The following is a 14,482-nucleotide window of genomic DNA, read 5'->3' as shown; positions in this document are numbered from 1 at the left end:
TGATTCGCCCCGCTCCCATCTGCCACAATCCCGCTCGGCTTAGGATTCCGGGTCACGGATTGGACCCGCGATCGCCCGGTTCGCACGGGGACACGGATGTCGTCAGTTAGCTTCGCATCACGGACCTTACCCGCGCCCGCGTCGGCTTCCGTGAAGTCGCGCCTCGCAGTCTGGCAGGGCGCTGCCATCGCGGTCGTTCTCGGCTGGGCGTACCTGCCCATGCTCAGCGTGTTCGCTGACAAGTGGCTGAACGACCCCCAATACTCACACGGCCCGCTCGTGCCGTTCTTCTCCGCGTTCCTGTTGTGGCGCGCGTGGAAAAGCGACTCGCTCGTACTCAAACCGCTCCCGATCCTGGGGTGCGGGCTCCTGGTCGCGATCCTCGCGCTGCGCACCGTGGCCGGGGCGATGCTGTTCCACCAGCTCGACGCGGCCTCGCTGTTGCTCGCGCTCGTCGGGGTGTGCCTCGCGGTCGGCGGAGTGCCGCTGCTGAAGCTCACCGGCCCGGCGATCGCGTTCCTCGCGTTCATGATCCCGCTCCCCTACGAGCTCGAGCGCAACGTCGGCTCGCCGCTCAAGACGGCCGCGACCGTGAGCAGCACGTTCCTGCTGCAGACGCTCGGGCTGCCGGCCATCCGCGACGGCAACCTGATCCTCATCGACGACGTCCGGCTCGGGGTCGTGGACGCCTGCAGCGGGCTGAAGATGATGGTCACGTTCGCCGCGTTCTCGGTCGGGGCCGTGCTCATGATCCAGCGCAGCCGGTTCGAGAAGCTGATGGTGCTCCTCGGCATCATCCCCATCGCGATCCTCACGAACGTGCTGCGCATCACCGCGACCGGAGTGAGTTTCGCCAACATCACCGACGACGCGACGCGCAAGTTCCTCCACGACGCCTACGGCTACATGATGATCTTCATCGGCCTCGGGCTGCTCGCGGTCGAGCTGTGGGTGCTCAAGCGCCTGGTGCTCGACGAGCCCTCAAAAACCTGATTCCCGCGCCCTTCCTCCGCGGAAGGGCGCCGGGTTAAACACCTTCGACCCGCGCCACATTACCTGAACGGATTCAGGCTATGAACGGACCCTCGTTCGCTACGCACCCCGCCCCCGCGGCCCCCACCGCGCCGCCCCGCGCCCCGCGCCCGGCCACGCGGCCCGGCGAGAAGTCGGACGACGGCGCGGCGATGCGCGTGCTCATCTACTTGCGGCTCCACTGGCTGATGATCGCGTTCTGCGGCACGCTGCTCGGCGGGGCGGGCGCGTTCGTCGCGTGGGAACTGCTCGCGAGCAAGTACGAGTCCACCGGGATGCTCAAGGTGTCGTCGGTGCAGTCCACGATCGCGGGTCCGGGGAACCAGCAGCAGGCCAAGACGGATTTCGTCACGTACACGAACACGATCAAGACCCTCATCAAGTCCGATTTCGTTCTCAACGCGGCCCTCCGCGACATCAAGGACCTGCCCACGATCAAGGCCCAAAAAGAGCCCCTCAAGTACCTCGACGAGGAACTGATCGTGTCCTGGCAGGACGGGTCCGAGGTGATCCGGGTCGTGTTCAAGGGGCACGCGCCCGAGGACGCGAAGAAGATCGTGGACGCGGTACAAAAGGCGTTCATCGAACAGGTGGTCGAGCGCGAGGTGCGCGACACGCGCAAGTTCCAGGCACAAGTCGAAGACTCTTACACCAGGATCAAGGAAAAACTCCGCCTCACCACGAAGCCCGGCACCATCGCGAAGGACGGTGGAAACGGCGTGATCCCGGCGGGCGGCCCGGCTACCCCCGTGGCCCCGCCCCCACCGGGGGCGGTCCCGGCGCCCGTACCTGGCGCGATTCCCCCCTTCGTGCTCGACCGCCTCGGCTCCACGTTCTTCACCGGCGAGTACGTAAAGATCCGGGAGAAAATCGACCAACTGCCCCTCGCCATTCACGCCGCCGAGCGCGAGCGCGAGGTTCTGCGCGAGCGCCTGGAGTTCATCAAGAAAGCGCCCGTGCCGAAGACGATCGAGGACGCGATCGACGCCATGCAAGACGTGGCCGTCACCAAAGTCCGAATGGTTCAATCGTACCGGCTCTGGAAGGAGCGCGAGAACACTAGCGCCAACCCAAAAGCCCCCGCGATCCTCGAACTCAAACACGCATACGAGGCGGACGAGGCGCGGCACAAGGAAGTGCGGGACGAGAAGCTCAAAACGTTCGAGGCCGATCGGCGGGTGAGGGAAGCACAGCCGACCGCAAAGGAACTGGAAAAAGTCATCCAAAGAATCCAGCAGTTGCAAGAACAGCTCGATCACGCAAAGGAAGCCCTCCCGAGGGTGGTGAAACAACTGATGGAGTTGCCGGCCCCGACCGAAAAGAGCGGGGGGGCGTTCGCGTCGCGGTTCGAGCGGGAGCCGTACCTCCCCGAAAACAGCGACCTCGAAACCGTGGACAGCGTCTTCCGCCGGCTGATTCTTCAAAAGGAACTGCTCAAACTGGCGGTGGAATCCCCGCCCCGCGTCGAGATCCTCCAAGCCGCGTCCGCCCCGACGCAGAAGGACACGAAGAAGCAGGTTCTCGGCACCGCGTTCGCCAGCATCATGGGGTTCGTGCTGATGGCCCTGGGCGTGCTCGGGTTCGAGATGATGTCGAAGCGCGTGAGCTCGCTCGCCGACGTGAAGACGTCGTCGCCCGCGCCGGTGGTGGGCGTGATCCCGTGTGCCCCCGGCGACGCGACCGCGTCCCAGGGCGGCGGGCGCGACCCGGTCAAGCGCGCGGCCACGAACGAGTCCATCGACAAGCTCCGCGCTTACGTTTCGCAAACGTGGCTGAGCCGCGGGGCGACGACCATCGCCGTCACCAGTCCGATCGGCGACGAGGGCAAGGCGTTCACGGCGTTCGGGCTCGCGAGCAGCTTGGCCCAGGCGGGCTACAAGACCCTGCTCGTAGATTTCGACCTCCGGGAGCCCGCGCTGCACGCCTACGCGGGCGTGCAGAACGCGGCCGGCGTGTGCGAGCTGCTCCGCGCGGAAACCGACATGCGGGCCGCGGTACAGTTCCTGCCGAGCGGGTTGCACATGCTCCCGGCCGGGAAGTGGTCCGACGAGGCCCGCAAGGCCGCGACCGGCGAGAAGCTCGAAACGCTGCTCGCGAAACTGAAGGAGCCCTACGACTGCGTCGTGATCCACGGGCACGCGCTGCTGACCGTGGCGGAATCGGTCGAGGTCGCCCGGCGGTGCGAGGTGGTGCTGATGTGCGCCAAGTACCGCGAGACCGTCACCCCGCTCCTGAAGCGCGCCGCGGACCGCGTCGCGATGATGGAGATCCCGTACTCCGGCATCGTGTACATCGGCGCGACCGACCAGGAATCGCTCTGCTGAGTAAAAGTCCCTCTCCCCCGCGCCCCATCGGGCGCGGGGACGTTTCCGAGGAGCACCCATGATGAAGCCACTTACGTTCTGTTCGGTTCTCGCGCTGGTCGTGTGCGGCGCACTGGTCAACGGCTCGGTCACGCAGCGGTGGGACCTGCTCGCGTCCGACGGGGGCCGCACGGACCGGCTCCACGCGCTGGAGGTCCGGTCCGAGGGCTGGCAGTCGGAGAACGTGGACACCGAGATGCCGCTGAACGAGCGGAGCACCGCCACCAGCCGGCGCTACACCTCGCCGGACAACCACACCGCGGTCGTCAGCTTCATCAGCGGCATCCCGGGCTCGGTCGCGACGCACACGCCCGACGTGTGCTACCCGGGCAGCGGGTACAAGACGCTCCGCGCGGCCCACAAGGAAACGATCGACCTGCCCGGCGGACCGGCGACCGTGTACGTGGCGGACTTCGAGAAGGAAACGAAGACCAAGCGCGACCGCGTGCGGGTGCGCTGGGCGTGGACCACCGGGGGCGAGTGGGTCGCCCCGGACAACCCGCGCTGGCAGTTCGCCAGCCAGTTGCGCGCGCCCACGATCTACAAGGTCTACATCGCCACCCCGCTCGGGGACTCCGACGGCGACAAGACCCCCGAAGACGACGCGACGACGAAGGCGTTCGTGCTCTCGACGTGGGCACAGTATTCCGCGGCGTTCGGCCGCTAGAAGTGACGAACCGCACCGGGGACGAGCGAAACAACGCGGCCCCCGGTGCCGCGCGGACGTTCGGCTCGCCGCGGCGCATTATTCATCGCTCACCCCTACCCATCGTCACGCCCGCCACTTGTTGGTCGCCCGAGCGAAGCGAGGATCGCATCTGTATGAACGGGAACCGGATGTCGCCCGCACGGGTCAGCCAGAGGTCGGCGTTGCGAACACCTGCCCCCCACGTCCCCCGGTTGCGGCGCGCGAGTGCCCCGCCGATCGTGCCCCCGCCCTCGGCCCGTGAGCGGGTGAAAGCGGCGGCCGACTTCGTGCTCGCGGCACTCGTGCTCGTACCCGCGCTGCCCGTGATCGCCGCGTGCGCGGTTCTGGTGCGGCTCACGTCGCTCGGACCGGCGCTCTACACGCAATCGCGCGTCGGCCGCGGCGGGCGCGTGTTCACGCTGTACAAGATTCGCACGATGTACCACGATTGCGAGAAGCTCACGGGACCGCAGTGGAGCACGCCGGGCGACGCGCGCGCCACCCCGGTGGGGCGCGTGATGCGCGAACTGCACCTGGACGAACTGCCCCAACTGTTCAACGTGCTGAGGGGCGAAATGAGTTTGGTCGGCCCGCGCCCGGAGCGCCCGGAGATCGTGAAGAAGCTGCGCGAGGTGGTCGTGGGGTACGACCGCCGGCACGCGGTGAAGCCGGGAATCACCGGGTTCGCGCAGATCCACCTGCCGCCGGATACGTGTACCCGGAGCGTGCGAAACAAGGTCGCCTACGACCTCTTTTACATCCGCTTTCGCTCCGCGCGCATGGAACTGCTCATCCTCTGCGCCACCGCGCTGAAGGTGATCGGCCTCAAGCACGTGTACTACCGCGCCCCGCGCGTCCCAACGGAATGAAGCGCACTCCGCCCGCGAGGGCGGCGGGTTCCCGAGCCACAGGTGCCGCCCGCGAGGGGCGGGCGCCCGGAGACAATACATGCCATCCGTTAGCGTAATCGTTCCCGTGCGGAACGAGTCGCGCTCGATCGAGCACACGCTGCGCCTGCTGCTCACGCAAGACTTCCCGCGGAGCGCGTTCGAGGTGATCGTCGCGGACGGCGTGTCCACCGATGACACCGTGCTCATCGTGCGCCGGCTCCAGTCCGAGTTCTCCAACTTGAAGCTCGTGTTCAACAGCGAGATGCTCGCGTCGTCCGGGCGGAACACCGGCATCCGGCACGCGACGAAGGACGTCGTGGTGATCGTGGACGGGCACTGCCACGTCCCCGACCGCGACTACCTGAAGAAGCTCTCCGAGGCGTTCGCCACGAGCCGGGCGGATTGCCTCGGGCGCCCCCAACCGCTGGACGTCGAGTCCCCGACGCGGTTCCAGCAGGCCGTGAGCGCGGCGCGGAGCAGCCGGCTCGGGCACAATCCCGATTCCGACATTTATTCCAACGAGGCGAAGTTCGTCCCCCCGCAGAGCACCGCGGTCGCGTACTCGCGCAAGGTGTTCCACACCATCGGGCTGTTCGACCAAGAGTTCGATGCGTGCGAGGACGTGGAGTTCAACGAGCGCGTCCACGCGGCCGGGCTGACGTGCTACTTCACCCCCGAAGTGAAGATCGTGTACGAACCGCGGGGCACCTTCGGGGCACTGTTTTACCAGCTCGGGCGCTACGGCAAGGGCCGGGCGAAGCTCGCCTGCAAGCACCCGAAGTCGCTGTCGGTTCCCGCACTCGTGCCGCCGCTGTGGGCGGTGTGGGCCGTCACCGCGGGGCCGCTGAGCGCGGTGGTGCCGTACCTCGGCTGGCTGTGGCTCGCGAGCATCGGACTTTACGCCGCAGTTTTGCTCGGCGCGGGCGCGGTGCTGGGCCGCGGCCTGCCCCTCGCCGCGGGCGCGCGCATCCCGATGGTGTTCGTCGCGATCCATTTCGGCTTCGCGTGGGGCTTCGGGAAGGAAGTGGCGAAACAGGCACGTTGGTGGGTAAAATGCCGCTTGAGTTCGATGCGCCCGGCTCAACCCGCCAGCGCGTTTGTTCTGGAGCGCGTGAAGAAATGATTCCCGGCGGCACGGCTCCCGATCTGACGCTCTTTCAGCCGGACGGCACCCCGGTCCGGCTGTCGTCGCTCCTCGTATCCGATTTTCTGCTCGTCGTTTTCTTACGGCACCTGGCGTGAATCCCCTGTAACGCCCACCTCGGCGAGGTGGACGCGGCCCGCGCCCGGTTCGCGGCGCGGGGGTGCTCCGTTCTCGTTATTTCGCAAGCGCGCCCCGAAGTGCTCGCTCTGTATGTTGCGCGCCACAAATGGGCCGTGGCCGTCGTGTGCGACCCGGAGCGGGCCGCGTACTCCGCCTTCGGTCTGGAGCGCACGGGGTGGCTCACGTTCTTCAAACCGCGCGTGTTGTGGGGCTACTTCCGCGGGATGTTCAAGGGCTACCGCGTGAAGAAGCCCTACGCGGGCGAGGACGTGCTCCAGCTCGGCGGCGACTTCATTCTTTCACGCGACCGCAACGTGGTCTTCGCGCACCCGTCCGCGGACCCGACCGATCGGCCCGGGGTTCCCGATCTACTCGCCGCCCTCCCATCGGCACCGCCGATTCCGCACGAACGCGAGCCCGATGGCCCAAACGTTGACGCACCCGCCGCCGGCACCTAACGATACCCTGCCAACCCCACGGTCACGCACCCACCTGCCCCCGCTCCCCTCCGGGTCACGGCGAAACATCGAAAGGACTGTTATGACAGTTCGCTGGGTTCTGTTTGTACTCGCACTGTTCACGTTCGCAGCGCCCGCCGGCGCCCAGCCGCCCATCGAGCCGGCCGACTTCTTGCTGCCGAACGAGTCAAAAATGACTCCGTTCAAGGACCGCGTGCCGGTGGTGTTCCTCACCAGTAACCAGCCCGAGTGGAAGGCGCTGAAGGGGTTCTGGACCGAGGGCACGCAGGAGGACGCGGACCCCGCGACCGGCCTGAAGGTGACGCGCAAGGTCGTCAAACTGAAGGTCCCGCTCGGGCTCACGCAGGCGCCCGTGGTCCCGGCCGAGAACCCGATGACCGTCGAGAAGTGGGCGCTCGGCAAGGAGCTGTACTACGACAAGATCATGTCCACCAACGGGAGCGTGGCGTGCGCGAGTTGCCACGCGCCGAGCAAGGGCTTCGCGGACGGCAAGCGGACCTCGAGCGGGATCAACGACGCGCTCGGGCCGATCAACTCGCCCACCGTGTTCAACTCCGCGTACAACCGGTTCCAGTTCTGGGACGGGCGCGGGTCGTCGCTCGAGGACCAGGCGCAGGGGCCGGTCGGCAACAACAAGGAAATGTTCGGCGGGAAGACCGACCCGTGGGAAGAAGCGGTGGCCCGGCTCCGCGCGAACCCCGGCTACGTGAAGGCGTTCAACGCGGTGTTCGGCCACGCCCCGACCCGCGACGCCGCGGCGAAGGCGATCGCCACCTACGAGCGCACCGTGCTGCTCGGCAACAGCCTGCACGACAGGGCCGAGGCACTCATGCGGAAGCGCGTCATCGAAGAGGAGAGCGGGAAGTTCGTGCTCAAGGCCGAGGACTACACGAACGCGCTGAAGGACGAGTTCGCCACGAAGGGCACGGCCCTGAAAGACCTGGGGCTCGATGCCGCGGCCGACGCGGGCAAGGCCGACGAGTTCGGCAAGCGCCTCCTCGCGGGCCGCGAACTGTTCTTCAACAAGGCCCGCTGCACGAACTGTCACACCGGCGACACCTACACCGACCACGGGTTCCACAACCTGGGCGTGGGCGCGAAGGACGGCGAACTGCCGCTCGAGGAGTTCGGCCGGTTCGTGCGCCTGGCTACCGGTCACAAGGACACGGCCCTCGTGGGCGCGTTCAAGACGCCGGGCACGCGCGGGCTGCTCTGGACCGCACCGTACATGCACAGCGGGGACGAGAAGACGCTGGAGCAAGTGGTGGACTTCTACGACCGCGGGGGGAACGTGAACGCCTGGTTGAGCGAGAAGATGCGCGACACCGCGGCCGAATCCGCCTACACCAAGGCGCGCGCGGAGGGCAAGTCGGTCGATCCGGCCGTCAAGACCTACGGCCCGACGAAGAAGCCGATCATCCCGCTCAAGCTGAACCTCAGCACCCAGGAAAAAGCGGACCTCGTGCTGTTCCTGCGGGCGCTCAACGGCGAACCGCTCGACCCGATCGTTGCGGACCCGGCGAAGTTCCCGGCGCGGTAGGTGACCTCGAAATCCGCACCCGGGGTTTCAACCCCGGGTGTTGTAATTGAGCCTGAACCCCGGAGCAGTGGAAACAGGTTTGAACAGTTCGTAAAACGACGGCCCGCGGAATGAGTCCACGGACCGCCGTCTTTTCGGAGAGTGGTTGCCATGTCGTCCGACGCGATCCCCGCGCCCCAACCACAACCCGCGCCCGCGCCGGCGGCCCCAACCTGGGAACCGCTGTCGCCGCTCGATCGCCGCATTCTCGGGGTGCTGGTCGAAAAGCAAAAAACCTCGAAGACCGCGGACTCGTACCCGCTCTCGCTCAACGCACTCGTGACCGGGTGCAACCAGAAGTCCAACCGCGACCCGGTGTTCGAGCTCGATGAGATCGAGGTCGAAGAGGGGCTGGATTCGCTGCAAGAGCGCGGGCTGGTGACGCGCATCACCGGCGGGCGCGTGGACCGGTTCCGCCACGAACTCTACGGGGTGTGGACCAGCGCCGGCCCCGAACTTGCTGTACTCGCGGAACTGTTGCTCCGCGGCCCGCAGACGAAGGGCGATTTGCGCACGCGGGCGGCCCGGATGGCGCCCATCGATTCGCTCGACGTTCTCGACGAGGTGCTGAAGCCGCTGCTGGAACGCAAACTGGTCGTCTACCTCACCGAACCGGACCGCCGCGGCGCGGTGGTCACGCACGGGTTGCACGCGGCGGACGAAATCGCGCGATTAAAGGCGCTCCACGCGGGCGCTCCGGTTTCGGTGTCCGATCCCGAAGTTCCCGTTTTCCGCCCGGTGCCCGTGGCCGGCCCCGCGCCCGCCCTTGATACCAAGTTGACCGCGGCGGTGGCCGAAATCGATGCGCTCAAGGCGCGCGTCGCGACCCTGGAAGCCCAACTCGCAGATGTACAGAAGCAATTGGGCCTGTCGCCCGCATAACTACCGGCGCAACTCGCAGCGCCGACCACAGCTATGAACGAACACTTCTGGCAGGAAGAGAACGACCCGCACGCTCTTCTCGGCGCGCTGTTCCCCCCGCGCTCCCACGGGAGCATCGAGCACCAGACGCGCAAGTGTCGGCGCTACCTACTGGAGTGCGCGCGCCGACAGTGGGACCGGTTACCCGGTGTGTGCCGCACGATCGCGGCGCTGACCGAGGTGTTCGCCGAGGATCCGCGCAAAGAGGGCCGGCTGCGCGCACAACTGTCACCGATCGCCGAGCACCTCATGAACTCCAACGGCGAAGAGGGCGACCTCCGAGATGCGGCTCGCGCCCTCACGAGCGCGGGCGAAGAAGAGGTGCCCGGCGGTGTACTCTCGCGGTTGGACCCGCGCGACCGATCTGTGAGCACGACAGAAGTGCCGGCCGAACCGTTCACCGAAGCCGAGTGGCGCGGGCTGGCCGCGCTCGTGTATTTGCCACTCTTCCCGAACACCCCGCCGTTCACCTGGGTTCCGCGCGAGCTGCACTCGACCGAACTGCTCCGGGAGATCTACTACAACCCGTACTTCTTTATCCCATTTAAACCGGAGTGGCGCACGACCAACGTTCTTCCAATGGCGCGGGGGATGTACGATACACGCGATTTTAGCGCGATGCCGATCCTGGCCGACGCGCTCCAGGACGCCGGCTGTACCGACACTACGATCCTCAATCACTGCCGCCACGCGCCCATAAACACGCACGTCCGCGGGTGCTGGGTGCTGGACCTGGTACTGAACCGAAAGTGACGCAATGGCCCTTTCTGAATTACGGGCCGACATCATCGCTTTTCGCCACTACATCCAGTCCGAGCGCGGGCTGGCGGAAAACACCGTGCTCGCCTACGGCCGCGACCTCGAGCGCTTCGCGCGCTGGGTCGTGCTCGTTCAGCTCCCCCAGTACCTGAAACCGACGCTAAAAGACCTCGCGCGCTACGTCGCGTTCCTGCACGAAGAGGAACTCGCGCCGCCGAGCATCGCCCGGCACCTCGTCGCGCTCAAAATGTTCTACCGGTTCCTGCGACTCGAGGAGCGCGCGGACGCGACCGCCGTGGACCTGCTCGGGTCGCCGAAATTGTGGGAGCGCGTGCCCGAGGTGCTCCCCCCCACCGCCGTGGAAGCGCTGATCCTCGCGCCGCAACCGGGCGACCGGTTCTACCTCCGCGACCGCGCGATGCTCGAAACGCTCTACGCCACCGGGTGCCGCGCGTCGGAGGTGGTGAACCTGAAGCTCAACGACGTGTACCTCGATTCCGCGTTCTGCCGGTGCGTCGGGAAGGGGAGCAAGCAGCGCGTGGTGCCGCTGAACCGGCACGCGGTCGCTGCGCTGCGCTCGTACCTCGTGGGCACCCCGGACGAGGGCGCGCGCCCGGCCGAAAGCGCGACCGAGGTCTTCGTGAGCAAGAGCGGGCGCACGTTGACGCGAATCCACCTGTGGGCGCTGGTGAAGAAATACTGCAAGCGCGCCGGGCTCCCCAAAACCGTCAGCCCGCACACCCTGCGGCACAGCTTCGCCACGCACCTGCTCTCGGGCGGCGCCGACCTGCGGACCGTCCAGGAACTACTCGGCCACGCCTCGATCACCACGACGCAGATCTACACGCACGTGGACCGCGAGCGATTGAAGGCGATGCACAAGCAATTCCACCCGAAGGGCGGGAACGCGAGCGCGCCTCTGCCCCCTCCGGCCCCTCTCGCGCCTGAAAACGAAAAACCGCCCGCGGCGTAGGCCCGGGCGGTCGGGAATCGTTCACAACAACCCGGCACTACGCGACCACCGGTTCCACTTCGACCGTCGTCTGGCGGACGGGCGGCTCGATCGCGGGGACGGCCGCGACCGGCGGCGCTTGGACCGGCACGCTGATCTTCAGCGGCCCCACGACGACGGGCGCGGTCACGCCGAGCACCTCGTTCGCGAGCGCGGTGTAGTCGGCCGCTCCGCTGCTCTTGGGCGCGTAGCCGAACACGCTCTTCCCGAAACTCGGGCACTCCGCGAGCTTGATGTTCCGCCGGATCTTCGTCTCGAACACCTTCGCGTTCGCCCACGGCACGTTCGCGCCGCGGCTCCGCGCCAGGAACGCCGAGAGGTCCGTGACCACTTCCTGGGCGAGTTTCGTGGCCGCGTCGTAGAGGCACACCACCACGCCCGTGACCGTCAACTTCGGGTTGATGCGGCGCGCGACCAGTGCCGTCGTTTCGAGCAGTTTCGACAACCCGTGCAGCGCGAGGAAGTGCGGCTGGAGCGGGATGAACACTTCGTCCGCCGCCGCCAGCGCGTTCAGCGTCAGCACGCCGAGCGACGGGCCGCAATCCATCAGTACATAGTCAAAGGCCGGGGAAGAGCCTCCCGCGCCCGGCCCTTCAGAGAGGGGGAGCATGGGGGCCGGCCGCTCGTCCACCGCCATCGCTTCACGCAGGATCACTTCGCGGCCGACGATCCCGGCGAGTTCCACCTCTGCGGCCGCGAGGTTGATGTCGGACGGGATCAGGCTCAGGTTGTCGCCCACCGCCCGCCGCACTTCGACCAGCGGCTTGTTGGAAACGAGCACGTCGTACAGCGACGGGATGGTACCATCTGGCTCGACCCCGAGGTGCGTGCTCGCGTGCGCCTGCGGGTCCATGTCGATGACGCAGACGCGCTTGCCCGCCAGTGCGAGAGCGGCCGCGAGGTTGACGGTCGTGGTCGTCTTGCCGACCCCGCCCTTTTGGTTGATGACAGCGATCGTGCGCATGGTGTGCCCCGTGGTTCTCGGCCCCGGGCGCGCGACCGGGGGTTCGGGTAACTCCGCGCCGGTGCTCCCGCCCCGGGTGCGCCAAGTTCCCGACCTTCTTGCCGCGTGCCGAACGGGGCTTATAACCTGAGTAACCTCTCCTCGACCAGCCCAACCGTACCCGTTAATCACTGGGATGTTCCGGCGCGTCGGTACGAACCACACCCCGATAGGCCTCGCACCACCAAAACAAGGAGCCTTTCCCACGATGACCACCCCACGCCAGGCCGCGATCCAAGCCATCGCCACGACCGAGTACGACCTGAACCAGATCGATTTCCGCACCGCCCACCTGAAGGAACTGTTCGGCACGCTCGTGTTCAGCGAAGAGGTCCAGAAGCAGCGCCTGCCCAAGCCGGTGTTCAAGGCGCTCCAGAAGACCATCAAGCAGGGCGCCCAGCTCACCGACCCGGCCGTCGCGGACGCGGTGGCCAGCGCGATGAAGGACTGGGCCATCGAGCACGGGGCCACCCACTTCACCCACCTGTTCCAGCCGATGACCGGGCTGACGGCCGAGAAGCACGACAGCTTCCTCGCGCCCACCGGCACCGGCTCCGCGGTGTCCGAGTTCAGCGGCAAGGAACTGGTCAAGGGCGAGCCCGACGCGAGCTCGTTCCCGAGCGGCGGCATCCGGGCCACGTTCGAGGCCCGCGGGTACACCGGCTGGGACCCCACGTCGCCCGCGTACATCCGCGAGGCGCCGAACGGCGCGACCCTCGTCATCCCGACGGTGTTCGTGTCGTGGACCGGCGAGGCCCTCGACAAGAAGACCCCGCTGCTCCGCAGCATGGAGGCCCTGAGCCACCAGGCCCTGCGCATCGTCCAGTTGTTCGGCAACACCGAGGCCAAGAAGGTGTTCGCCACCGTCGGCCCGGAGCAAGAATACTTCCTCATCGACAAGAACTTCCTGTACGCCCGGCCCGACCTGCTGAACTGCGGGCGCACCCTGTTCGGGGCGAAACCGGCCAAGGGGCAGGAGCTCGAGGACCAGTACTTCGGCACCATCCCGGAGCGCGTGCTCGCGTGCATGGCCGAGTGCGAGGCCGAGATGTTCAAGCTCGGCATCCCGGTCAAGACCCGGCACAACGAGGTGGCCCCGAGCCAGTACGAGATCGCCCCGATCTTCGAGGACTCGAACCTCGCCACCGACCACAACCAGCTCACGATGGACGTGATGCGGCGCACGGCCGAGAAGTACGGCCTGGTGTGCCTGCTGCACGAGAAGCCGTTCGCGGGCATCAACGGGAGCGGCAAGCACAACAACTGGTCGATGTCCACGGACACCGGCGAGAACCTGCTCAACCCGGGCGACACCCCGCACGACAACGCCCAGTTCCTCGTGTTCTGCGTCGCGGTGATCCGGGCCGTGGCCAAGTACCCGGAACTGCTCCGCGTGAGCGTGGCCAGCGCCGGTAACGACCACCGCCTCGGTGCCAACGAGGCCCCGCCGGCGATCATCAGCATCTTCCTGGGCGACCAGCTCCAGGACATCATGGACCAGCTCGAGAAGGGCAAGCCCGAGAAGACCCTGCCGGGCGGGTTCATGGAGGTCGGCGCGAGCGTGCTGCCGAAGCTCCCGCGCGACGCCGGGGACCGCAACCGCACCAGCCCGTTCGCCTTCACCGGCAACAAGTTCGAGTTCCGCGCGGTCGGCAGCAGCTTCAGCATCGGCGGCCCGAACACGGTGCTGAACACGATCGTGTCCGAGTCCATCGACTTCATCGCCACCGCCCTCGAGAAGGCCGTCGGCACCGACCGGGACCAGGCCAAGCTGAACAAGGCGATCCAGGACCTGCTCCCCGGCATCCTGAAGGAATCGAAGAAGGTCGTCTTCAACGGCGACGGGTACAGCGAGGAGTGGCACAAGGAGGCCGAGCGCCGCGGGCTCCCGAACCTGAAGAACACCGTGGACGCGCTGCCGGTCATCGTCCGCAAGGACGCGGTCGAGCTGTTCACCAAGTACAAGGTGTTCACCGAGCGCGAGCTCATCAGCCGGTACAACATCTTCAGCGAGAAGTACGTCAAGGAGGTGACCATCGAGGCGAACACGATGGTCAGCATGGCGAAGACGCTGATCCTCCCGGCGGCGCTGCGGTACCAGGGCGAGGTGGCCGCCGCGGTGAACGCGACGAAGGCGGCCGGCGTGGACCCGGGCGCCCAGCTCGACCACCTGAAGGAGCTGGTGGCCACCGTCAGCAAGTTCCAGGCCGCGACCCACGACCTCGAGCACGCGGTGAACCACAAGCACTCGGGCGACCCCTACGCCGACGCCAAGGCGGTGCGCGACACCGTGCTGCCGAAGATGGTCGAGCTGCGGACCCTCGGCGACAAGCTCGAGACGATCGTGGCCGACGACCTGTGGCCGCTCCCGACCTACCGCGAGATGCTGTTCATCAAGTAACTGAACGGTGACCCGTACCGAACGCCCGTGGGGTGACCCGCGGGCGTTCTTCGTTACACTGAGCCCGTCCGATCGTGTCGCGGAGGCGCTT

At 67.1% G+C, this 14,482-nt stretch carries 12 protein-coding genes; 11 read left to right on the top strand and 1 reads right to left on the bottom strand.

The annotated features are described in order from the left end of the window. Positions 1-96: 96 nt before the first annotated feature. The 10 genes from J8F10_RS29045 to xerD all read left to right on the top strand — a co-directional run bounded on the left by J8F10_RS29045 (position 97) and on the right by xerD (position 10,948). A complete protein-coding gene (locus J8F10_RS29045; protein ID WP_210659940.1) occupies positions 97-993 on the top strand; it encodes an exosortase/archaeosortase family protein in 897 nt (298 codons plus the stop codon). An 80-nt stretch (positions 994-1,073) separates the two neighbouring features. Beyond that, positions 1,074-3,356 (top strand): tyrosine-protein kinase domain-containing protein, encoded by a 2,283-nt coding sequence (locus J8F10_RS29040; RefSeq protein WP_210659938.1) that lies wholly within the window; start codon positions 1,074-1,076, stop codon positions 3,354-3,356. Positions 3,357-3,414: 58 nt separating this feature from the next. Then, positions 3,415-4,062 (top strand): hypothetical protein, encoded by a 648-nt coding sequence (locus J8F10_RS29035; protein ID WP_210659936.1) that lies wholly within the window; start codon positions 3,415-3,417, stop codon positions 4,060-4,062. A gap of 203 nt (positions 4,063-4,265) precedes the next feature. After that, a complete protein-coding gene (locus tag J8F10_RS29030) occupies positions 4,266-4,952 on the top strand; it encodes a sugar transferase (RefSeq protein WP_210659934.1) in 687 nt (228 codons plus the stop codon). Between the two features lie 79 nt (positions 4,953-5,031). Next, entirely contained in the window at positions 5,032-6,096 is a 1,065-nt protein-coding gene (locus tag J8F10_RS29025) for a glycosyltransferase family 2 protein (RefSeq protein ID WP_210659932.1), read from the top strand. Further along, complete coding sequence (locus J8F10_RS29020) at positions 6,093-6,695, top strand: peroxiredoxin-like family protein (RefSeq protein ID WP_246523629.1); 603 nt, start codon at positions 6,093-6,095, stop codon at positions 6,693-6,695. The genes J8F10_RS29025 and J8F10_RS29020 overlap by 4 nt, the downstream gene beginning before the upstream one ends. 82 nt (positions 6,696-6,777) lie before the next feature. After that, on the top strand, positions 6,778-8,256 hold the full coding sequence (locus tag J8F10_RS29015; RefSeq protein WP_210659928.1) for a cytochrome-c peroxidase: 1,479 nt from the start codon (positions 6,778-6,780) through the stop codon (positions 8,254-8,256). Positions 8,257-8,406: 150 nt separating this feature from the next. After that, positions 8,407-9,177, top strand: a complete 771-nt coding sequence (locus J8F10_RS29010; RefSeq protein ID WP_210659926.1) for a DUF480 domain-containing protein — start codon at positions 8,407-8,409, stop codon at positions 9,175-9,177. Between the two features lie 33 nt (positions 9,178-9,210). Further along, entirely contained in the window at positions 9,211-9,969 is a 759-nt protein-coding gene (locus J8F10_RS39345; protein WP_246523628.1) for a hypothetical protein, read from the top strand. Between the two features lie 4 nt (positions 9,970-9,973). Next, positions 9,974-10,948 carry a site-specific tyrosine recombinase XerD gene (gene xerD / locus J8F10_RS29000; RefSeq protein ID WP_210659924.1) on the top strand — a complete coding sequence of 325 codons (975 nt, stop codon included), beginning with the start codon at positions 9,974-9,976 and terminating at the stop codon, positions 10,946-10,948. A gap of 37 nt (positions 10,949-10,985) precedes the next feature. Here xerD and J8F10_RS28995 read toward each other — a convergent pair whose 3' ends face one another. Then, positions 10,986-11,951, bottom strand: a complete 966-nt coding sequence (locus J8F10_RS28995; protein ID WP_210659922.1) for a ParA family protein — start codon at positions 11,949-11,951, stop codon at positions 10,986-10,988. A gap of 247 nt (positions 11,952-12,198) precedes the next feature. Between J8F10_RS28995 and J8F10_RS28990 the strand changes: the two genes are divergently transcribed. Beyond that, the gene (locus tag J8F10_RS28990) at positions 12,199-14,391 is read left to right on the top strand and encodes a glutamine synthetase III family protein (RefSeq protein ID WP_210659919.1); all 2,193 of its coding nucleotides are present in this window, start codon (positions 12,199-12,201) and stop codon (positions 14,389-14,391) included. Positions 14,392-14,482: the final 91 nt, after the last annotated feature.

Source organism: Gemmata palustris, from assembly GCF_017939745.1.
GTDB lineage: Bacteria > Planctomycetota > Planctomycetia > Gemmatales > Gemmataceae > Gemmata > Gemmata palustris.
Note: the sequence above shows the minus strand (reverse complement) of the source record. Positions and strands in the feature narration are given on the sequence as shown.

Coding starts and splice junctions, on each gene's coding strand:
- J8F10_RS29045 (WP_210659940.1), top strand. CDS start 97: ATGTCGTCAGTTAGCTTCGCATCACGGACCTTACCCGCGCCCGCGTCG.
- xerD (WP_210659924.1), top strand. CDS start 9,974: ATGGCCCTTTCTGAATTACGGGCCGACATCATCGCTTTTCGCCACTAC.
- J8F10_RS29040 (WP_210659938.1), top strand. CDS start 1,074: ATGAACGGACCCTCGTTCGCTACGCACCCCGCCCCCGCGGCCCCCACC.
- J8F10_RS29035 (WP_210659936.1), top strand. CDS start 3,415: ATGATGAAGCCACTTACGTTCTGTTCGGTTCTCGCGCTGGTCGTGTGC.
- J8F10_RS39345 (WP_246523628.1), top strand. CDS start 9,211: ATGAACGAACACTTCTGGCAGGAAGAGAACGACCCGCACGCTCTTCTC.
- J8F10_RS29010 (WP_210659926.1), top strand. CDS start 8,407: ATGTCGTCCGACGCGATCCCCGCGCCCCAACCACAACCCGCGCCCGCG.
- J8F10_RS29015 (WP_210659928.1), top strand. CDS start 6,778: ATGACAGTTCGCTGGGTTCTGTTTGTACTCGCACTGTTCACGTTCGCA.
- J8F10_RS29025 (WP_210659932.1), top strand. CDS start 5,032: ATGCCATCCGTTAGCGTAATCGTTCCCGTGCGGAACGAGTCGCGCTCG.
- J8F10_RS28990 (WP_210659919.1), top strand. CDS start 12,199: ATGACCACCCCACGCCAGGCCGCGATCCAAGCCATCGCCACGACCGAG.
- J8F10_RS28995 (WP_210659922.1), bottom strand. CDS start 11,951: ATGCGCACGATCGCTGTCATCAACCAAAAGGGCGGGGTCGGCAAGACG.